General features: G+C 71.7%; 15 protein-coding genes. 6 read left to right on the plus strand and 9 right to left on the minus strand.

Annotation, left to right across the window (positions count from 1 at the left end; genetic code table 11):
- Positions 1 to 187 precede the first annotated feature (187 nt).
- Positions 188 to 406 (minus strand): MbtH family protein, encoded by a 219-nt coding sequence (locus OG927_RS02645; protein ID WP_056794892.1) that lies wholly within the window; start codon positions 404 to 406, stop codon positions 188 to 190.
- A gap of 921 nt (positions 407 to 1,327) precedes the next feature.
- A complete protein-coding gene (locus OG927_RS02650; RefSeq protein ID WP_124283401.1) occupies positions 1,328 to 1,696 on the minus strand; it encodes a MerR family transcriptional regulator in 369 nt (122 codons plus the stop codon).
- 61 nt (positions 1,697 to 1,757) lie between these two features.
- Here OG927_RS02650 and OG927_RS02655 point away from each other — a divergent pair, with 61 nt between their 5' ends.
- A complete protein-coding gene (locus OG927_RS02655; RefSeq protein ID WP_056794895.1) occupies positions 1,758 to 2,855 on the plus strand; it encodes an alkene reductase in 1,098 nt (365 codons plus the stop codon).
- Between the two features lie 213 nt (positions 2,856 to 3,068).
- Here the strand turns inward: OG927_RS02655 and OG927_RS02660 are convergent, their stop codons facing one another.
- Together OG927_RS02660 and OG927_RS02665 are read right to left on the minus strand one after the other, a co-directional pair.
- The gene (locus OG927_RS02660) at positions 3,069 to 3,713 is read right to left on the minus strand and encodes a dihydrofolate reductase family protein (protein ID WP_056794897.1); all 645 of its coding nucleotides are present in this window, start codon (positions 3,711 to 3,713) and stop codon (positions 3,069 to 3,071) included.
- A gap of 298 nt (positions 3,714 to 4,011) precedes the next feature.
- The gene (locus tag OG927_RS02665) at positions 4,012 to 4,371 is read right to left on the minus strand and encodes a hypothetical protein (protein WP_319101499.1); all 360 of its coding nucleotides are present in this window, start codon (positions 4,369 to 4,371) and stop codon (positions 4,012 to 4,014) included.
- Positions 4,372 to 4,936: 565 nt separating this feature from the next.
- Here OG927_RS02665 and OG927_RS02670 point away from each other — a divergent pair.
- Positions 4,937 to 5,656: a VOC family protein gene (locus OG927_RS02670; RefSeq protein ID WP_330319631.1), complete on the plus strand. Its 720-nt coding sequence runs from the start codon at positions 4,937 to 4,939 to the stop codon at positions 5,654 to 5,656.
- A 120-nt stretch (positions 5,657 to 5,776) separates the two neighbouring features.
- On the opposite strand, the gene OG927_RS02675 is transcribed toward OG927_RS02670, so the two are convergent.
- Positions 5,777 to 7,810, minus strand: coding sequence for a BTAD domain-containing putative transcriptional regulator (locus OG927_RS02675; protein ID WP_330319632.1), 2,034 nt, complete (start codon positions 7,808 to 7,810; stop codon positions 5,777 to 5,779).
- Positions 7,811 to 7,961: 151 nt separating this feature from the next.
- Here OG927_RS02675 and OG927_RS02680 point away from each other — a divergent pair, with 151 nt between their 5' ends.
- Complete coding sequence (locus OG927_RS02680) at positions 7,962 to 8,843, plus strand: alpha/beta fold hydrolase (protein ID WP_319101493.1); 882 nt, start codon at positions 7,962 to 7,964, stop codon at positions 8,841 to 8,843.
- Between the two features lie 224 nt (positions 8,844 to 9,067).
- Here the strand turns inward: OG927_RS02680 and OG927_RS02685 are convergent, their stop codons facing one another.
- Positions 9,068 to 10,291, minus strand: a complete 1,224-nt coding sequence (locus OG927_RS02685; RefSeq protein ID WP_056794911.1) for a low temperature requirement protein A — start codon at positions 10,289 to 10,291, stop codon at positions 9,068 to 9,070.
- Between the two features lie 647 nt (positions 10,292 to 10,938).
- Between OG927_RS02685 and OG927_RS02690 the strand changes: the two genes are divergently transcribed.
- Positions 10,939 to 11,622, plus strand: coding sequence for an alpha/beta fold hydrolase (locus OG927_RS02690; RefSeq protein ID WP_319101490.1), 684 nt, complete (start codon positions 10,939 to 10,941; stop codon positions 11,620 to 11,622).
- A gap of 259 nt (positions 11,623 to 11,881) precedes the next feature.
- Complete coding sequence (locus OG927_RS02695) at positions 11,882 to 12,067, plus strand: hypothetical protein (RefSeq protein ID WP_079099372.1); 186 nt, start codon at positions 11,882 to 11,884, stop codon at positions 12,065 to 12,067.
- Between the two features lie 134 nt (positions 12,068 to 12,201).
- Here the strand turns inward: OG927_RS02695 and OG927_RS02700 are convergent, their stop codons facing one another.
- Positions 12,202 to 12,735 (minus strand): hypothetical protein, encoded by a 534-nt coding sequence (locus OG927_RS02700; RefSeq protein WP_319101487.1) that lies wholly within the window; start codon positions 12,733 to 12,735, stop codon positions 12,202 to 12,204.
- Positions 12,736 to 13,176: 441 nt separating this feature from the next.
- The gene (locus OG927_RS02705; RefSeq protein ID WP_330319633.1) at positions 13,177 to 16,533 is read right to left on the minus strand and encodes a S8 family peptidase; all 3,357 of its coding nucleotides are present in this window, start codon (positions 16,531 to 16,533) and stop codon (positions 13,177 to 13,179) included.
- 429 nt (positions 16,534 to 16,962) lie between these two features.
- On the opposite strand from OG927_RS02705, the gene OG927_RS02710 reads away from it, so the two are divergent.
- Positions 16,963 to 17,280 (plus strand): hypothetical protein, encoded by a 318-nt coding sequence (locus OG927_RS02710; RefSeq protein ID WP_330319634.1) that lies wholly within the window; start codon positions 16,963 to 16,965, stop codon positions 17,278 to 17,280.
- Between the two features lie 119 nt (positions 17,281 to 17,399).
- Here OG927_RS02710 and OG927_RS02715 read toward each other — a convergent pair whose 3' ends face one another.
- Positions 17,400 to 20,051 (minus strand): SpoIIE family protein phosphatase, encoded by a 2,652-nt coding sequence (locus OG927_RS02715; RefSeq protein WP_319101482.1) that lies wholly within the window; start codon positions 20,049 to 20,051, stop codon positions 17,400 to 17,402.
- Positions 20,052 to 20,345: the final 294 nt, after the last annotated feature.

Below are 20,345 nucleotides of genomic sequence, written 5' to 3' on the forward strand. Positions count from 1 at the left end.
GACGAAGCAGTGCGGCGCTGGTCCACGCACACCATATGAAGGCGGCATGATCACACGAAGCCGAGACGCGACTGATCAGCGCCCACACCTGATCGATTTTGCCCGAATGGGAGCGAAACCGATCAGGCGGGTAGCCACAGTGTGATGTCTGGCCTGCGGTGATGCCATCGTTGACCGGGACGCCGGCCTATCCGGCGTCGGCCTCCGTCGCCCGCACCAGACTGGCGGGCCGCATATCGGTCCAGGCCCTCTCGACCGCGTCCATACATTCCTGACGCGATCCTTCGGAGCCCTCGACGCGCCATCCGCCCGGGATATCGATATGTGCCGGCCACAGCGAGTACTGCGCCTCGCCGTTCACCAGCACCACGAACCGCCCCGACTCGTCATCGAAAGGATTGGTCACGACCGTCCCCCCACGTTCTCACTCTTCCCACGGCATGTTCCTCATGTGTTTCCAGGCGTGCCGCATCCAGCATTACCCGCACCACCGGGAGACCCACCCCCTCACGGTGCGGTCCCGGCCCTGCGAAGCGGAGATACGTTACGCCTCCGTTGCCGGTGCTGCACCGGCATACGAGCCGGGTCACCCCGACTCCCCCGTTCATACCGATCACACTAGAGGACCCCCGGACGCTGAAGATGCAATTTCAGCCCATTACTCAGGATCGCTCAATCGAACAACAAAGGAACAGATGCGCCCGGGACATATGACAGCTCTTCCGTCGCGAAAATATTCAGCCACCCCATGTCCCGATTGTGCACCTATCGCTGATTACGACCCGTGCAATTCCGGATAACCGTCGGCGTACGCCCGCAGACTCAGCGTCACGCCCGGATTGCATTGCGCTCCCATGCGCCGGATACGCGCCCCACCCAACCCGTAACCCGAACCGGCGAAGACGGCGACCGTCGCCACCCGGAGGGCGGCCGGGTGGCCTGTCCGCGACGTTCCGACCCGTATACGGGTGCGCCACAGCACACCACCGCCCTCTCCGGCCGGTCCGGGGAGGCCGCCGCGTCGGTACGGACGGCAGGGCCGCGGGCGGTCGCACGCCCCGACCCGCGAGTCCACGCGGCCACGGGCCCAGGACCGCGACGCCGCCCGTGCTTCCCTGGCCGGGCGCGAGAGGCCCACGGGCGCGGCCATGGGCACGCCCGGCCGGAGACGGGACGGGGCGATTCGTGCGGAGCGGGGGCCGGCAGGCGTTCGCCGCGGGTGCGCTGCGGGCCGGGAGAGCTCTCGGGGCCACCACCGACCACCGGAACGGTCCCCGTCCTGCGGGGCCCACGACCGGCCCGGTCGGGCCCGATCACCCGACCGGGCCTACGGCGCCGTGCGATCCGTCGAGGCGGCCTCGATGACGCCGTCGAGGAGGGAGCGGGAGCGCTGCAGGTCCTCGATCATGCGGTCCATGCGAGCCCGCTCCTCGGTCAGCTCACGCACCAGGGAGGCGTCCGCGGTCTCGGCCGGCCCGCCGTCGTCCCTCATACAGGGCAGCAACCTCACGATCTTCGCGCTGCACAGACCTGCCGCGTAGAGCTCCTGGATGCGTCGGACCCGGGCCACCGCCGTCCCGGCGTACTCCCGGTGGCCGCCGGGCGTCCGCTCCGCCGACAGCAGGCCCTCCTGCTCGTAGTAGCGCAACGAGCGCTCACTCACTCCGGTACGCCGGGCCAGTTCGCCTATGCGCATGACACAGATCACGCCGTTTCGCCTTGATCCTCACATGGATGTCAGGTTCTACGGTAGTCGCATGACCTACGACACGACCACGTCCCCGCTCCTGCGCCCCGCCCGCCTCGGCGACCACGAGCTGGCCAACCGCCTGGTCATGGCCCCCATGACCCGCAACCGCGCGGAGAGCGACGGCACCGCCACCCCGCTGATGGCCGAGTACTACGCGCAGCGTGCCGCCGCGGGCCTGATCATCGCCGAAGCCTCCACCCCCAACCCGGTCGGTCAGACCTACCCGAACATCGCCGCCCTGTACACCGATGCCCACACCACCGGGTGGCGCCGGATCACCGATGCCGTCCGGGCCGCGGGCGGCGGACCCATGTTCCTTCAGGTCCAGCACGGCGGACGCGTCGGACACCCGGACACCAGCGGCCTGACACCGATCGCACCCTCCCCGCTGGCGCTGCCCGAAACCATTCACACCCCGGCCGGACGCCGGGCAGCGGTCACCCCGCGCGAGATGAACGCCGAGGACATCCGGACCACCGTCCGCGACTTCGCCGCCACCGCCCGCCGCGCCCTCGACGCCGGCTTCGCCGGAGTCGAGGTGCACAGCGCCAACGGATACCTGCTCCACCAGTTCCTGGCCCCCAACACCAACCGCCGCCGTGACGCCTACGGGGGCAGTGTCGAGAACCGCATCCGTTTCACCACCGAGGTCGTCGACGCCGTCGTCGACGCGATCGGCGCCGACCGCACCGGCCTGCGCATCTCCCCCGGCCACACCGTCAACGGCATCACCGACACCGACGCCGGCCTCCTCTACCCCGCGCTCCTCGAGGCCAATGCCGACAAGGGCCTCGCCTACCTCCACATCGCCTTCGCCGCCCCTGCCCATCCCCTCTTCGCCCGTCTGCGCGAGATCTGGCCCGGCTCCCTCATCGCCAATCCGGTTCTGCCCGCCGACCAGATCCCCGCCGACGGCGGACGGGAGGCCGCCGAACGCCTCCTCGACGTGGGCGCCGACCTCATCGCCCTGGGCCGCCCCTTCCTCGCCAACCCCGACCTGGTCGAACGCCTGCGCACCGGTGCGCCCGTCAACGCCGTCCGGGCCAGGTACGCGATGTACACCGGTGGCCCGACGGGTTACACCGACTACCCCACCCACAACTGAGCCGCATACCGGTCGGCGTGGCCACACCGGCACCGGTAGGACACCCGCATCAACCCGAACCGCTCCCGGTCGGCCGTTTCGCACGGTCCAAGGGCATGAGGAACGGGTGCACGCACGGGCAGGAACACGTACCGGGGCCCCCATCGGCAACCCGCCGCCACACCGATGGAGGCGTGGGCCGAACCCTGGCCCGCGACAGGGCCGGTGGACGGGTCACTTCCTCCAGAACAGGTGGTGCGTCACCCCGCTCGGGCTGGGAACGACATCCACGTGGAACCGGTCGAGCAGCTCGTCGGGGGACTCCCAGAGCCGTACCCCGGACCCGAGCTTCACCGGCGAGACCGCCACGTGCAGGGTGTCGACGAGATCGGCGTCGAGGAACTCCCGGATGGTGGTCGCTCCGCCGCCGAGCCGGACGTCCTTGCCCCGGGCCGCCTGCCTGGCCTGTTCGAGCACCGCGGCAGGGTCGGCGTCGACGAAGTGGAACGTGGTGTCGGAGAGCGTGAACGAGGGACGCTCGTGGTGGGTCATGACGAAGACCGGGGTACGGAAGGGGGGCTCGTCACCCCACCAGCCCTGCCACTCGTGGTCCTCCCACGGCCCGCGCTGGGGACCGAACTTGTTGCGGCCCATGATCTCGGCGCCGATGTTCCAGGCGAAGTCCCGCGTGAAGTAGTCGTCCAGACCCCGGCTTCCCCCGGGCTCGGTGCGCATGGGCCAGCTCGCCGTGGCGCCGGCCCATGCGAACAGCTTCTCGGGCTCGACATGACCGAACGGCCTCTCCAGGGTCTGGTCCTCGCCTGCACCGATTCCGTCACTCGAGACGTTGAAGTTCTGGACTCTCAGTAGCTGGGACACGCTTTCCTCCTGTGCTGGGGTGCCGACGGTGGTAGGACTCGCCGCGCCGGGCGAACTCATCGGTGCGTCCGCGAGGGGTCGCACGTCGGGGCTGCCGGTGTCACCACCTGCGAAGGACCGGCGATCCACCCGGGCAGGCGGTGGCAGGGCCTGAGCACGAACCTTTCTACGTGTCGTGCTGTCCGCGCACCATCGCGGTGATCCGGACGGGCGCGAAGGGAGACGTGCTGCCCGGGGAACAGAGGGCCCCGCCGACCGCTCGGAGGGATGTCCCGTCGCGCCGCGGGCATCCGTGCCGCTACTTCTCCTGGAGTACGAGGCCCTTCGGGGAGACCAGTCCCTTCACCGGATCGGCGCGGAAGGTCGCCGTCCAGGCCACCGGCCCGCAGCCGGGGCCGTTGGGGCGTTCCTCGGTCAGTTCGGCCTGTGCACTGTCCTTGACCGGTCTGCCCTTCTCCACCGGGGTGACGGTCAGTTCGACCGGCAGGTGCTCCGGCCCGATGTCCTGCGGCAGCCGCACCGACACCCGTCCGAACGGATCGCCCGGGTCCCCGGACGCCCGCTCCTCACACGCACCGTCCACGCAGAGCCGGATCGTCGCCCCGCCGGAGCCCTCGAAGTCGGCGGGGCGCCAGACGACGGAGACCGCCGAGTCCATGCCCACGAGTGTGCACGCGGTGCCCTGTCCGGATGTACACCCGGTCAGGGCCGTGACCGTGACCAGGGGGAGGAGAACCTCGCGCAGGCAGGACCTTCGCCGCGACACCCGGGACGGCCGGTGCGGCGAGTCCGCTGTCGCTGAGGACGAGGAATCAGGGGGCGACGAGCACGCCGCTCCCGTCGGTCCCGCCCCCACCGCCTCCGGAGACGACGCTCTTCGCATTGACCTGCTCTTTCCTTCGAGAGTACGGACGGGGCCCGACCATGCCACCGGGGCATCTCCTCGAGGCAGCTTCACCGAGTCCGGGCACGCCTTCCCTGACGGGCCGCTCCATCAGCAGGCAGGGCGTCCCCGAGCGGTCTCCGGACTCTGCTCGGATCGGGAATCCGTCCTCCTGCGCGGCTCCCTCGCCCCGGACGGCCCCCGTCCGGACCCGACGGGTGACCGTGAGCCCTCCGGTGACGGAAACTCGGATGCGGGTACCGCAGGGCCACCCTAGGCTGCGCTGGCGGTGCGGTCGAGGCCTCGCACCGGCCGTCGGTGGGTAGGAGATGCTCGGGGTATGACCAGTCAACTGTTCGCGATCTGCTTCAACGCGACCCGGCCGTCGGCCCTGGCCCGGTTCTGGTCCGGGGTCCTGGGCTGGGAGCCGGCCGACGGGCCGGACGACGACGTGACGATTCTGCCCCCCGGTCCCACCGGTTTCCGCATCCGCTTCCTGCCCGGCCAGGAGCCGAAGTCCGTCCAGAACCGGGCGCATTTCGACCTGACGAGCACGTCCCCGGAGGATCAGCAGCAGACGGTGGCCCGGGCACTGGCACTCGGCGGGGTGCACATCGACGTGGGGCAACTCCCCGAAGAGGGACATGTGGTGCTCGCCGACCCGGACGGCAACGAGTTCTGCGTCATCGAGGCGGGCAACAACTTCCTCGCCGACACCGGTTTCATCGGAGCCCTGGCCTGCGACGGTACGCAGGAGGTCGGCTACTTCTGGAGCGCGGCGCTGGGGTGGCCGCTGGTGTGGGACCAGGATCAGGAGACCGCGATCCAGTCGCCGAACGGCGGTACGAAGATCACATGGGGCGGCCCTCCGGTGGCGCCGAAGTCGGGCGCGAACAGGCTGTACTTCGAGCTCGCGCTCCCCGCCGACGCCGACTGGGAGGCGGAGACGCACCGGCTGATCTCGCTCGGTGCGACGCGCACCGACGCAGGCGACGGCGACGGTCCAATTCTGATGCTCGACCCCGACGGCAACGAGTTCTCCCTACGGACGCCCCGGTAGCACGGCTGCTGTCCGGCTGGGCGGAACCTTCCGCCGTCCTCCGGGCCCCCTCGACCTGCTCGGCACGCCCCCAACTCCCGTCCACCGGGGCCCCCGTCGACGGCGGGCGGCGCGATGCGGTCACTCATGCACTGCCGGAGCGTCCTCGACGGCTCGCAGATGGCGGGCGACCGGGCCGAACGAGACCAGACCGCTCGCCGCTCCGGCCAGTTCGTGCCGGGCGGGGGCCAGTGCGTCGCCCGCCCGGCGCAGGACCGGTGCGTGCCCGACGGCTTGGGCGGCCCGGGCGAGCACGCACCACAGTGCCTCCTGAAGCAGGTCGTGCGGAGGCCTGGGCACCCGGTCCAACGCCCGCCGGGCCTGGTCCGCCGCACCGGAACCGGCCAGCAGCAAAGGCTCCAGCCAGGGTCGGTACGGACCGGTGTCGAGACCGGCGAAGTCGTCGGGGGACGGCAGGGCGCCGTCGGCACGCATCACCGGCACCAGGGCTACCAGCGCGTCCGCTCCGCGGGCGAGGCCGGGCATGCCGCAGTCGGCGGTGCTCTCCAGGGCACGGGCGTACAACGGGCGGGCCGTCGCCCAGCCTTCGGTCTCGCAGGTCCGCAGCGCGCGGAACCAGGAAGTGAACACGCCCGCCAGCGGCCGCTCGCTCCGTGCGGCCAGCCGGTCGGTGGCCTCGGCCTCCTTCTCCGCGGCGTCGAGATCTCCGAGCCCGGCAAGGGCTTGCAGGCGTACGAGGCGACCGAGGACCTCGTGGCCGGGCAGTCCGTGGTCGCCGGACAGCCGGATCAGTTCCCGGCCGGTCGTCTCGCGGCCTGTGCAGTTGCCGCAGCGGCCGAAGGACTGCATGAAAGCACCGTTGAGGGCGAAAGCGAGCAGCGCCGGGTCACCCAGCTGCCGCGCGAGCCGGACGGCATCCTCCGCGGCCCTCTCCGCACGTGCCCGCCACGGTTCGAGGACCGGCGCGTCAACGGCCCGGCCAGGCCGGCTGTCCGCCGCGGCGTCTCCGCGCGATTCGACCGCGACGACCGACAGCAGGCGTGCCCGCAGCGCAGGTGCTGCGCCCGGGGCCTGCTCCGCCGCGGCGCGGGCGGCGGCACGTACCAGTTGCCCGGCGCCCTCGGAGTCGTCGGCACGGGTCCAGACGGCGGGGACGTCGTACGAGCCGATGATCCGGGCCGTCAGATCAGCGTCACCGGTGGCCTCGGCCGCCGCGACGACGCTCTGCCGGTGCACACGGGCCTCCTCCAGCCCGGTGGCGCCGGTGACGGCCAGGTCGCGCAGCAGGCCGGCTGTCGCGTGCAGCCGGGCGCGGGACCCGGCGGGCACCGAGCGCTCCCAGGCCGCCGCAGCCCTGCCCCAGATCCCGTCGGCGACACCGGCCGCCTCCTCGGCCCCGGCCCCGCGGGAGCCCTTGAGGATCTGGTCCTCGGCCCGGGCCAGAGCGGGCCCGGGGCCGGTGCCGTGGTCCCGGGCCAGGGTGCGCCGTGCGCGCCGCAATGCCTCGAGGGCCTCGCCGCGCCTGCCTGAGCGGGCCAGCGCGGTGGCAAGCAGCACCCAACCGTCCTCGCGCCACGGATGCGCCGCGACATGGGCTTCCAGTTCCACGGCTGCCTCCCGGACGGCGCCGGTAGCCAACAGGGCGTCGCTCCGGCGCTCGACGGCGTGCAGCCGCAGCGCCTCCAGGCGGGCCCGCTCGGCCGCGGCCCACCGGGCGCCGGGGAAATCGGCGATGACCGGACCGCGCCACAGGGCGAGAGCCTCGTCCCACAGCGCGACGGCTCCCCGGGGCGCCGCCGCACCGGCCCGGCCGGCGATGTCCTCGAACCGCCACGCGTCCACCGCGTCCCGGCCCGCGTGCAGGACGTAGCCCGGCCCCTGTGTCACCAGCAGCCGGGGTGCCCGGCGTGGGGGCCGCCGGGGCTCCAGCACGCGGCGCAGCGCGGACACGAAGGTGCGCACCGCTCCCACCGCACCGGCCGGCGCCTCCCCCTCCCACAGGTCCGCCACCAACCGGTCCACCGGCACCACCCGGCCGCGCGCGACCAGGAGCCGGCTCAGCACCTCCCGGTGCCGCGGTGCCCCGAGCGCCAACGGTTCACCGTCCCCGTCCCATGCGGCCACCGGCCCCAGCAGTCCGTACGCCACGCCCACGGCACGGTCCCTTCGCGGGCGGCCCCGTTCCCGGCGCGCCGTTCACTCATCGATCACTGATCCGGAGCCCTCAGCCTGGACTGCGTCCCCGGATGGTCCGGCTCCAGGAGTCCGGGACGCCCACTCTGCCACGAGCACCAGGAGAAACCCCGTGTCCCCTCTGAGCATCCCCGGCTTCACCGAACACCGCGTGACCGTCGACGACAAAGTCGCCCTGAGCGCCGCCGTCGGCGGCAGCGGCAGCCCGGTCGTACTCCTGCACGGCTTTCCGCAGACCCACCTGATGTGGCGCGAGGTCGCGGCCGACCTCGCCGCCGATCACACCGTCGTCTGCCCCGACCTGCGCGGCTACGGCACCAGCGACAAGCCCGCCGAGACAGGCCCCGACGTCTACTCCAAGCGCACGATGGCCCGGGACGTCGTGCGTCTCGCCGCGGAACTGGGTCACGAACGGTTCACCCTGGTCGGCCACGACCGCGGGGCTCTCGTCGCGTTCCGCGCCGCCATGGACCACCCGAGCGCGGTGGCGCGCGCGCTCTTCCTCGACGTCCTGCCGACCCTCGACATGTGGGACGCGCTGCACGGGACGTCCGGCGCGGTCGGCTTCCACCTCTACCTGATGGCGCAGGCCCCCGGGCTGCCGGAGGAGATGATCCGGGGAGCGGCCGACACCTTCTTCTCGTTCTTCCTCGACGCATGGACCAGTGACCCCGCCGCACTCCCCGCCGACGTCCGCCGCCACTACCTCGACGCCTCCGCGGCGGCCGTGCCGTCCATCGTGGCCGACTACCGCGCCTCCGCCGGCATCGACGTCGATCACGACGCCGCCGACCGCGCGAGCGGCAACCAGCTCGCCATGCCGGTCACCGTCCTCCAGCAGGACTGGGGCACCGCCCTCGGCTACCACGCCGAGGAACTGTGGCGCTCCTGGGCGCCCCGGCTCCGCCACCGCACCGTGTCCTGCGGCCACTTCATGGCAGAGGAGGACCCGAAGCTGATCGCCGCCGAGATCCGCGCCCTCGCCGACCGCTGACGCGTGCGCCGCGGGCGCTCCCGTTCGCCCGTGGTTCCCCGGCCTCCGCGGCTGCCGGACGCTGCAACGCTGCGCACCTGCCGGTCCTGCCGCGCGCAGACGGCTTTCCCCCACTCCCCCGGCCGGGTCACCGCCCGGTACGGCATGCCGTACCGGGCGTTGACCCACAGCTGCGATGCACGTAGCGGGCTCCGGAAGGGCTGCTGCCGGGAGCGCCAGGGTGCCTACCCGTCGGCGCGCCCGGTCTCCCCTCCCGCCCCGGCTTCGGCGGGATCCGCTGCACGGCGCGCCCGCGTCGCCACGAGGAGCGTCGTGGCGACCAGCGCGGCGGCGACGATGCCGGTGGCGAGGACCGCGCCCGGGGCGAACGTCAGGGCCAGCACGGCGAGGACGGCCACCGGGTGGATGAGGTCGTTCCGGCTGCGGAGTTCCTGCGCCCGGTGGTGCAGCAGCCACACCAGGGTGATGAACACGGCCACCGGAATGGTGAATGCCGCTGCGGCGGCCCGGTCGGAGATGTGGCCGTGCCCCGTGGCGTGGGCGACGTTGACCGCCAGCCCGGCACCCACGGCGGCGGCCGAGGCGAAGACGGCGTAGTGGCCGTAGCCCCAGAGGATGGCGGCTTTGAAGCCGGTGAGGCGCCGAGGCGCGTTCTGTGCGAAGTAGAGCCACCACAGGGCGAACACGGTCAGCACGCCGCCGACGACGAGGGTCGCGATGTCGCCGAACGACGCCTCCCCGTCGAGAGCGGCACGGACGGCCACGGTGGACGCGGTGATGGTCTCACCGAGGACGATGAGGGTGAACAGCCCGTACCGCTCGGCGATGTGGTGAGGGTGCCAGGTGGTCCTGGCCGGGGCCTCGGCCCAGACGGGGACGGCGATCTCGGCCAGGACCAGGACCGCGAACAGCGGCAGCCCCCAGTCCTCGGGCAGGGCCAGCCGGGCCACCCAGCCGATCTGCACGACGAGGATGCCGACCGCGTAGCGCAGGCAGGAGCTCCTGCGCTCGGGGTCGGAGCGGGCGGCGCGCAGCCACTGGGTGACCATGGCGAGCCGCATGACGACGTAGCCCCAGGTGATGACGGTGAAGTCGTCGTGCTGGAGGGCGTCGGCCGCACCGGCGGCCAGGATGAGCGCACCGGTGATCTGGACCAGCGTGAGCAACCGGTACGGGACGTCGTCGGTGTCGTAGGCGGAGGCGAACCACGTGAAGTTCATCCACGCCCACCAGATGGCGAAGAACACCATCGCGTAGCCGAGGACCCCGTCCGCGATATGACCCTCGGCCAGCTCGTGCTCGAACGCGGTCGCCGCCTGGGCGACAGCGGTGACGAAACACAGGTCGAAGAACAGCTCGAGCGCGGTCGCCGCGCGGTGCTCCTCACTGGAGAGGCGGGCGACCATAGGCCGGTGCCATCCGCCGACGGTGGACTGTGACTGACTCATTCGTACCCGGTTTCAGCGGTGGGAGGGGCTGTGCGGAACCGGCCGGTCCCGAGGGCGGCCGAGCCTGCCGAGGCCGACCGCGCAGGCCACCGGCCGGATCGGTCGGCTCGACGGGCAACGGTCACGTTACGAGCGGGCCCCGAAGGCACGCAACGTCGACAGGCCCCCGCGCGTGCTCTCGGCCCGCCCGGCGGGCCGGTGAGCGGAGCCCTGCGACGGGCGGGCAGACGGGCGAGCTCGCGCGCGTGACGGTCTCCTTGCTTCCACCGAGCCCTCTTCCCCCAGGCCGGCCGAGCCGCTCGGCCTCGTCCGGCGCGGGCCGTCACTCGCTCCTGGTCCCTGTTCCACGGCCTGTGCAACGCCGTGGGCGCACGAAGTCGTTCAGAGGCGTGTGGGGCTGAGGGGGCGTGAGCACCGCGGCGGTCACCGGCCTTCCGCCGAGGGTCTCCGGTCCGTACCCGCCGCGCGTCTTCGCGACGGTGCCGTCGGCGCCCTCCCCGACCCGGTTGCGCGGGACGACGTCCGCGGGGCTGACGACCGCGTGCGCGTCCAGCACGATGTCGCCGGGTCGAGTGGCGGAGCCCGTTGTCAGAGGCTCCCGATAACGTGCCGGCAGCCAGATCCGACTCTTCTCCGGGAGTACATCCGTGGACATCCTGCTCGTCGCCGGTCTGTGGTTCGACGGATCCGTATGGGACGACGTCGTGCCCGAACTCACTGCGCTCAGCCACCGCCCCGTGCCGCTCACGCTCCCCGGCCAGGGCGACGGCACCGCCTCCGCGACGCTCGACGACCAGCTGGCAGCAGTACTCGCCGCCGTTGACGCGGCACCGGGGAAGCCGCTGGTGGTGGGACACTCCGCCGCGGCGAGCCTGGCCTGGCTGGCCGCCGACGCACGACCGGAGAAGGTGGCCAAGGTCGCACTGATCGGCGGCTTCCCTGCCGCCGACGGGCGGGCCTACGCCGATCACTTCGCGATCGAGGGCGGCATCATGCCCTTCCCCGGCTGGGGCCCCTTCGAGGGGGCGGACTCCGCCGACCTGGACCAGGAGACCCGGCACCGCCTCGCGTCCGCCGCTGTTCCCGTTCCCGAGGGGGTCGCACGGGGAGTCGTGCGCCTGACCGACGAGCGCCGCTTCGACGTCCCCGTCGTGCTCATCTGCCCTGAGTTCACCCCCGCCCGGGCCAAGGAGTGGATCGCCGGCGGCGAGTGCCCCGACCTCGCCCGGGCCACCGACATCGGCTATGTGGACCTCGACTCGGGCCACTGGCCGATGGCCAGCCGCCCCCGCGAGCTCGCCCGCGTCCTGGCGGAGGCCGCGAACGCATAGTGCTGTGGCGGGGTCGGGTCGTCGGCCGCTGCCGGTGGTGGTCCGCCCCGGCGGATGCCCTTCCGCTGCGGGTGCGGGACGCCGGCCTCGTACAGGTCCCGCAGACGGGGTGCAGCGCTCCGGACCCCGCTGGTCCGGGGCGCTTCTGTGCGCTCGTACCGCCTTCGTCGCCGCGCCGTCCTCCGTGACTCGGTGCGGACGCCTGTGGACAGGCGGCCCCTGAGTCGCGCGGTCCGGCCGGGCGTCGTACACAGAGAGCATGAATGAGGAACGGACGGCGTGGCATCCGGGCGAGATCGTCCCGGAGAGCGGGATCTACGCGTGCGACTGCGGCGCGGGCCATCATTGGAGCACCGACGTGAAGGGCCACCGCTTCCCGCCCCTCCCGGCAGGCTGTCCCGGGGCCGCGTGGACGCTCCGGACGGACGCGCACCCCGATGTCTGAACCAGAGGCGTGTCCGTCTCCGCCGGGAGTCCTGGGGTTCTCGGGCCACCTGTCGAACCGATGCTCACGCAGGCGTGCGAACCCTTACGCCCGCCCTGCTCATGCGGTCAGCAAGGTGATCCGCGAGCAACGGATCAGTCGATCAGGACATCAGCGATGATGATCCCCAGGCCGATCAGCATGTCCAGGCTCCCCGCCCGGCACGAAGACGGCCATCCGTACCCGGCGATGCGGGCGGCCCAAGTACCCCAGCCGAACAGAGCGACGGTGTTGAGCAGCAGGGCTGTGTCCACAGCGGTGGCCTCTGACCACCACCCGGCCATCGCCGCAAGCAGTATCCCCACGGTCGGCAGCACGGCGGCGACCAGCGGCCACTCGGCGAGCACCAGCCGCAGTCTGCTCATGGTTGCCGCCCTGCCGGAGGACGCACGCTGCGCGATGACGTGTGCGTACCCGTGGGCGGCACCCGCCGCCAGCGCGGTGAGCAGCACCCACAGCGCGTCCTGGCCGGGATCGACCTTCTCGCCCGTCGCGTCCAGCGCAGCCACCAGCGCGCTGGCCAGCACCAGGCCGTAGATGCCGCTGAACAGCGACTGCTCCGGCGGCCGGTGCCGCAGGATCCACCTTGGTGCGACGCTCTCGGGGCGGACGTGGTTGGCGCGGGACATCGCATCGCCTCGGTGCGGGAAGAGGGCTGGGTCCGCACATGCTCACCCGCCTGGCGTCAGGGAACACGACGCCACGCGCTGCTCGCATGGTTGTTGTGCCATAAGAGGGGGTCAGGGCGCGGGTGTCGGGTGCAGCGCCGCCGACGGGACCCGCGGAAGCCGGTTTCACGGGGGCGCCGCCGCGACCGTGGACAGGAGGCCGGTGCACGGCATCCGGGGCCCGCCACCGGCCGCCGCGGCACGCAGGGGCCGGCTCCCGGGCACCGGCGAGGACGCCGCCCGGGGCACCCGGACGGACGTTTCGCGAACCGGGGACCTGAAGACTGGTGGCGCGGGAGCGGCAGCCGGCCCGGGACAGCAGGGAGCCCCGCCCGGGGGTCCTCGTTCATTCCCCGGGCGGGGCTCGATGTCATGCGGTGGCGAGGTGGCCGGCGGTGCCGACTACTTGAGCAGGTACGCCTTGACCACGGTGACCTGGTACGTGTTGCCGCTCCCGTCCGTGAGCTTCGCCTTGAGGGAGACCGATGTGGCCTTCTTCGGGTGGCTGAGCGAGAGCGACCGCTTGCCCTTCTCGGTGACGACCGGGGTCTTGGACCACTTCTTGCCGCCGTCGTAGGCGACCTGGACGGACAGGGCCCCGAATTTCTTGGCCGCCGGACCCTGGATGGTGACCGGGACCGTGAGCCTCTTGCCGGCCGCGGCCGTGCTCCGCAGGTCCAGCTTCGGGGCGAAGCGGACCGAGGACAGGGGAAGCGCCGCGTACTCCTCGCCCGGGACCTTCTTCGACGTGAACGTCCAGGCGGCGAGGAGGCGCGTGGTCACGCCGGCGACCGCGGTGGACCGGTCCGCGGACGTACTGATCCGGTACGTGGCGGACTTCGACGGCAGACCGTCGGCGTCCTGGCAGAGCGCCCCACTGGAGCTGAGCAGCTTCTTGCCGTCGACGGTGACGAGGGTCCGCTGCTTGGTCGTCACCGACTCACCGGTGTGACCGGAGCCGTCGGCGAACTCCCCTATGCAGACGCTGAGGTCGTTGTTGTAGCGGCGGGCGGTGTTGTACGTGTCGATCTTCGGGCTAAACACCCCGACGTTGAACGTCTGCGTGTAGGTCTTCCCCCGCTGGTAGAGCTTGAGGTCGGGCAGGGCGTAGATGATGTCGAGGCTCTCGCCGCTTCGGGGCCCGTACTGCCCGGCCACGAAGCCCCACTTGACGCCCTTGCGCGTGTTGACGTACGTCTTCGCGGTGGTGGGCAGGGCGAACGGCTTGCTGACCGTCTCGGATCCGACCCCGGAGGACGTCTCCCAGGTGGGGCTGATCGCGCCCGTGCGCCTCTTGGCTGAGGCGCCGATCCTGATTTTCACCAGGGCCAGTTCACCCTCGGCGACCTTGTGGACCAGCCCGGTGTGCAGGGAACGGGTGCGGTCGTAGAGCAGGTTGTAGGTGGTGCTGCCCTTCTGCCAGGTACCACCGATGTGCGAGCTGAACTCCTTCGCCGGCAGCGCCGCGCCCACATGGCCGATGCGGAATCCCTTGAAGGAGCTCTGCTGCCAGACCGAGCCGTAGCCGATGTCCTCGGTCTCCAGGTAGTACTTCACAGAGGTCTCGACGCTTTCGGCGGCCTGCGGCACGGTGATGTTCACCGGCTTCGCCCTACGGACGTCGAACGTCACCGTGGTGCTCCGGGCGATGGAGATCTTCGGTTGCACCATCAGCGCGGTGTCCGCGGCGCCCTGTGCGCCCTTGCGGGTCTGGACCGGCGTCTCCAGCAGGTAGGTACCCTTCGGCACCCGGGTCCTGACGATGCCGTCGCCCTCGGTGTCGTGGGCGTTCAGCGCGAAGTCGACGTCGTGGCCGAGGACGAACGTGCCCGACCGCGAGGGCTTGCCGTCGGTGCCGATGTACTTGAGGGTGAGGTCGTACGCCTCCGCCTCCCGCTGCACACCGAAGGAAGTGCGCACACTGCTGCCGCCCTCCGCCGACCTGGCGACGAGCACTCCGGCGAACATGCCGTCCCGGCTCCCGGTCCGGGTGTCGGCGGTGAGGTCGACACCGGCGCTGCCGCCTGCGGGGACGGTGATCCGGTCGGTACCGACGGCGAAGAACCCTGCCGGTACGGCTTTGCCCCCGGGGCCGGCCGTCTCCATCGACAGCGCGAGGGTGACCGGCTCCGCGCCGTCGTTGCGGTAGGTGATCCGCCGGGTCACCGGCTCGTCGTCGCCGTGCGGCCACTGCTGGGTGCCGAAGTTCACCGAGGTCTGCTCGCTGACCACGCTCTGGAGGATCGCCCGGGCCAGGTCGGCCCGCCCTGTGCCCTGCTGGAACGGCGACATACCGCTCCCCGGCTCGGCGGAGGCGGTCAGCGCCTGCTTGATGCGCTCACCGGTCCAGTCCGGGTGCTGCTGCGCGAGGATCGCCGCCGCGCCCGCCACGTGCGGGGTCGCCATCGACGTACCGGACATCGCCACGTAGCCGGGGACGGCCGGAGTACCCTCCGAACCCTTCGCCGCCTTCGCGGCGACGATGTCGGTGCCCGGGGCTGTGATGTCGGGCTTCAGCGAGCCGTCGGCGGTCGGACCGACACTGGAGAATTCCGCGATCCGGTCCTTGCGGTCGACCGCGCCGACGGTGAGCGCGGAGGCCGCGCTGCCGGGGCTGCCGACAGTCGTCGCGTCGGGGCCCTCATTGCCCGCCGCGACGACGAAGAGGATGCCGCTCTCGGCGGATATGCGGTCGACAGCGGTTTCGAGCGGGTCGGTCTCCGTGGAGTCCCCGCCCCCGAGGGAGAGGTTGGCGATCCGCGCGCCGTTGTCGGCGGCCCACTGCATCCCCGCGATGATGCCGGAGTCGGCGCCCGTCCCCTCGTCGTCGAGGACCTTGGCGTCCAGGATCCTGGCACCGGGGGCGGCTCCCCGGTGCGTACCGCCGGACCTCTCCCCCGATCCCGCCAGCGTCGAGGCGACGTGGGTGCCGTGGCCGACGTGGTCGACGGTGCTGCTCGAACCCGAGAAGTCCTTCTGGGCCATCTCGACGCCCCTGAGGTCGGGATGGGTTTCGTCGACACCGGTGTCCAGTACGGCGACCTTGACCTGCGCACCGTCGAACCCGGCCCGCCAGGCTGCCGGAGCCCCGATCTGCGCGACGCTCCTGTCGAGAGCCACCTTGCGGCGGCCGTCCAGCCACACACGGTCGATGCCCGGGACCGTCGTCCTGGCCCCGTCGCCCCGGCGGTCGGCAGTGGTCAGCGCGTCCCAGACTCCGGCCGAGTCGCTCTTGGGCGCGGTCAGTGCCTCGCCGGCGAGGGAGGGCAGGCTCCGGCGCACCCGGATGTCCGCGGCGGCGATCGCCGTCTTCGCGGTGGCCTTCCTCTTGGTGTACGAGACGATCAGCGGCACCGTCGCACGGTGCGCGTCGTCGTACTCGGCCCTCAGCAGTCCCGTCACATTGAACAGCCGGCGGTCCACGGTGCCCTGCCCGACCAGGAGGTGCGCGTCGGACGGCAGGACGTAGGTGTCGGCCCCCACCCGCTGGACGGACATCGCGATGTGTTCGCGGCCCTCACCGGGCTGGACGCGCGTCACCTGTCCCCTCGCGTCGACGTGCACCCGGTCGCCGGATATCAGCGTCACGACGGTCCTGGCGCTCTCCCCCCGGGGCGCCGTCGTGCCGGACTCCCCGCCTGATCCCGTTCCGTCCGCCCCGGTCCGGGACGTCCCGGCCGACGCCGAGCCGGCCGTCAGGCAGGTCGTGAGCAGCACGGCCACCATGGCCGCACCCGTTCGTCTCTTGTTACCGCGCAAAGCTGTCCCCACCTTTGAAACACTGAAGTCGGTCGCGCCGCCACCGGCGCCCTGGTGAAACGTTCTGACGCTGCGTCAGCAGATAACCAGGTGGTGGCGAAGGATCCGGGGCAGGGCCCGCGACGAGGCAGTCATCTCTAACTCCGATGTGAGGAAACCGTGTTGCTCGGTGTGAGATCAACTGTGCCGTCGGGGGGCGACCGCGACCTGAGTACCCGTACCCATGTTCGTAGGGCGATCGGACCGACTGTGCTCGACGGCTGTCTGCCCGAGAGGCCCACACAGTCGAACTGGCCTCCGTTCGGTGGGTATTGGGCAGAAGAGCGAGCAACTCAGCACTGACAGACGGCCAGGACTTGTGACACCCCTGTGACCGGAAATATGGCCTCCCTCACATGTGCAGGGTCTGGACCCTGATCAGATGACCGGATGCGCAGACCCGCCCCTCCCCGTCCGGCTCTCGCCCGCACCGCCCCCTTCCTGGCGGCTGTGGCGGCGACGACCCTGCTGCTCACGGCCTGCGGGACGGAGGGCACCGGCACCGCGGAAGCCGGCGCGGCCGATGCGCCTATCCGTACGCAGGTCGACGATCCGGGCAAGGACGGCGTACGGATCACCTCGCTGACCCTCCCATCGGTTTCGCCCTCGCCCAGGCGCAGCCACTCCGTCTCCACCGGCAGCCTCGCCATGGACTCGGGGGTCGTCGCCGCCTACGAGGTCACCAGCTCGGGGTCAGACCGTGGGTGAAGGCGGAGCGCTGAAGGTCCGGGAGCGGCCCGGTCACCAGCAGGTCACCGGTCGCAGCGGGCCTCTCGGGAATCCGGCGTTCCGCAGGACGGCTCCGACGCGCTGCCCCCGGGTCCCGTTCATTCGTCCCACTGGTCGAGGAGGGCGTCGACCTGAACGGCGCTCGGTTCCGCCGCTCCGTCGTGCAGGGGTTGTTCGGTCCAGATGACCTTGCCCCGGGGGAGGTAGCGGGTGCCCCAGCGTTCGGCGTACTGGGCGACGAGGAACAGACCGCGGCCGCCCTCGTCGGTGGCCGTCGCCCGGCGCATGTGGGGTGATGTGCTGGAGGCGTCGGAGACCTCGCAGATCAGCGTGAGGTCCTTCAGCAGGCGGACCCGGACCGGCTGGGTCCCGTAGCGGATGGCATTGGTGATCAGCTCGCTGAGGATCAGCTCGGTGATGAAGGAGATCTCCTCGAGCTCCCATTCCGCGAGTCGGCGGGCGCATTCCCTGCGAATGGTGGCGACGGCCGCGGGGTCGTCCGGCACGTCCCACTCGGCGACCTGGGCGGGGTCCAGTCGCTTGGTGCGGGCCACCAGGAGGGCGACGTCGTCGCCGGGTCGGCCGGGGAGCATGGCGTCGAGGATGTCCCGGCAGGTCTGCTCGGGGGTGCGCTGCGGTCGTCCGGTCAGGGAGGCGCGCAGGAGGCCGAGTCCCGTGTCGATGTCGCGGCGGCGGTACTCGATGAGGCCGTCGGTGAAGAGGACGAGGCGGGAACCAACGGGCAGGCTGAGCCGGGCGGTCTCGTAGGGCAGGCCGCTGCCTGCCCCCAGGGGAGGGGAGACGGGGACGTCCGGGAAGACAGCGGTGCCGTCCGGATGCACGACGGCGGGCGGAGGGTGCCCCGCGCGAGCCAGGGCGCAGTCTCCGGTGACCTGGTCGTAGATCGCGTACAGGCAGGTGGCGCCGGTGACTGCCGCGCTCCCGTCGTCCGTGGCCTCGTCGGTGTCGATGCGGGCGACCAGCTCGTCGAGGTGGGCCAGGAGCTCGCCCGGTGGAAGATCGAGGGCGGAGAAGTTGTGCACGGCGGTGCGCAGACGGCCCATGGTGGCGGCGGCATGGACGCCGTGACCGACCACGTCGCCGACGACCAGGGCGACTCGGGCACCGGAGAGAGTGATGACGTCGAACCAGTCGCCGCCCACCTTGGCGTGGGCGGACAGGTAGCGGTGGGCGACCTCGAGGGCGTTCTGCCTGGGCAGGTCGCCGGGCAGCAGGCTGCGCTGCAGGGTTTCGGCCACGGTGTGCTCACGGGTGTAGCGGCGGGCATTGTCGATGCAGACTGCGGCCTGGACGGTCACCTCCTCGGCCAGAGCCAGATCGTCCGGCTCGAAGGGCTCGGGCCGCTCCGAGCGCCAGAAGCCCGCGATCCCCAGGACGACTCCCCGTGCGGACAGCGGCACGATGATGAGGGAGTGGAATCCGTAGTCGAGGATCTGCCGCGTGCGCTCGGGGTCCTGCGCCTGCCACCGCGTCGCGGTGCGGAGGTCCGCCTCGAGGACGCCTCTCCCTCCGGCCAGGCCCTCCATCTGCGGGGCTGAGGAGGTGAGGCCGATCGGCTCGCCGGTGGCGAGGAGCGGATGCTCCTCGCGGATGCCGGCCGTGGCCGCGCGGCGCAGTTCCCGCTCCGACCCCGTGGGCTCCCCGCCACGAAGTACGGGCTCCGCCAGGTCGACGGTGACGAAGTCGGCGAAGTCCGGCACGACCGCATCGGCGAGCTCCTCGGCGGTGCGGGTCACTTCGAGGCTGGTGCCGATGCTCACGCTGGCGCCGTACAGCACCTTCCAGCGTTTCTGGGAAGCCTCCACCTTGCCGGACAGGGCTTCCAGCTCGGTGGAGTCGCGGAGAGTGGTGACACTGCCCCCGGGCCCTCCGTGCCGGTTGGTGGGCCGTTGGTTGACCACCAGCAGCCGGCCTCCCACCGGGTGCACCTCGTCCGTTGCCACACGGCCCGAGGCCAGCAGGTCGGCCGTCTGCGAGGGAAGCCCGAGCTCGTCGACGGGGAGGCCCTGGGCCTTCGGGGTGAGGGAGAGCAGGCGCTGCGCCTCGTCGTTGGCGAGTAGCAGCCGGGCGTCCACATCGACGATGAGGATGCCCTCCTTCACGGAGTGCAGCACCGCGTCATGGTGCTCGTACATCTTGGTGATCTCGGCCGGGCCGAGACCGTGCGTCTGGCGCAGCAGGCGTCGGCTGACCAGTGCCGCTCCGCCCGTCATGAGCACCACCGCACCGGCGATGGCTCCCAGCAGGGCGGGCATCTGCTCCGCGACCCTGTCGCCGACATGCTTGAGTGTGACGCCGGCGGTGACCAGGCCGACCACCGAGCCGTTCGGGGCCCTGACGGGGACGTAGGCCCTGACCTGCGGGCCGAGTGAGCCCACGGCCTGTTCCCGTACCGTGTGCCCGACCAGCAGGGGAGCGAGCTCGGTGGTGGTGCGAAGGCCGATGCGATCGGGCACGGAGTTGGCCCGGTAGACGCCGTCGCGGTTCGTGACGCCCACGAAGTCGACGTCGGCGTTCCTGGCAGCCCGCTCGACACTCGGCTGCAGTGCCGCGGTGGGATCGGGGGACGCAAGGGCCGCCGCGATCCCCGGGGAGTTGGCGAAGCCCTGCGCGACGGCGAGGGACCGGTCGCGGGCATCCCGGTTGCTGTCGCGCCCGGCGGCCAGCACGAGCGCGACGACGGCACCGACGGCGAGCATCACCACGACTGCCATTTGCAGCAGGAACATCTGGCCGACGACACTGTGGATGCTCAGTACGGAGCGCGGACCCCTTCCCGGACTGCCGGCCGAACTGTCCGGCCGCCGAGTGTCCGAAGAAAATCTGGAGCGGATGCGAAATCCGGACATGACGGCATCTTTACATAGTTCCGCCCCTCCGGAGTCGCTCGAACTGCCCCTCGGGCGGGCACGACCGAACCCCTCGGTCCCCCGGGAGTTCCACCGGCGGCTCGTGCTGCCGCGGCGGATGGTGACGGGTCATCGTCCTGCGCGGCGGAGGGGCCGGATCGCGTACCGGCGTAC

It is taken from the genome of Streptomyces clavifer (assembly GCF_036345975.1).
In the GTDB taxonomy this organism is placed as follows: Bacteria; Actinomycetota; Actinomycetes; order Streptomycetales; family Streptomycetaceae; genus Streptomyces; species Streptomyces clavifer.

Excerpts from the sequence above, each read along its gene's own strand:
- OG927_RS02650 (WP_124283401.1), bottom strand. The coding sequence starts at position 1,696 with ATGCGCATAGGCGAACTGGCCCGGCGTACCGGAGTGAGTGAGCGCTCG.
- OG927_RS02655 (WP_056794895.1), top strand. The coding sequence starts at position 1,758 with ATGACCTACGACACGACCACGTCCCCGCTCCTGCGCCCCGCCCGCCTC.
- OG927_RS02665 (WP_319101499.1), bottom strand. The coding sequence starts at position 4,371 with ATGGACTCGGCGGTCTCCGTCGTCTGGCGCCCCGCCGACTTCGAGGGC.
- OG927_RS02670 (WP_330319631.1), top strand. The coding sequence starts at position 4,937 with ATGACCAGTCAACTGTTCGCGATCTGCTTCAACGCGACCCGGCCGTCG.
- OG927_RS02685 (WP_056794911.1), bottom strand. The coding sequence starts at position 10,291 with ATGAGTCAGTCACAGTCCACCGTCGGCGGATGGCACCGGCCTATGGTC.
- OG927_RS02695 (WP_079099372.1), top strand. The coding sequence starts at position 11,882 with ATGAATGAGGAACGGACGGCGTGGCATCCGGGCGAGATCGTCCCGGAG.
- OG927_RS02700 (WP_319101487.1), bottom strand. The coding sequence starts at position 12,735 with ATGTCCCGCGCCAACCACGTCCGCCCCGAGAGCGTCGCACCAAGGTGG.
- OG927_RS02710 (WP_330319634.1), top strand. The coding sequence starts at position 16,963 with ATGCGCAGACCCGCCCCTCCCCGTCCGGCTCTCGCCCGCACCGCCCCC.
- OG927_RS02715 (WP_319101482.1), bottom strand. The coding sequence starts at position 20,051 with ATGTTCCTGCTGCAAATGGCAGTCGTGGTGATGCTCGCCGTCGGTGCC.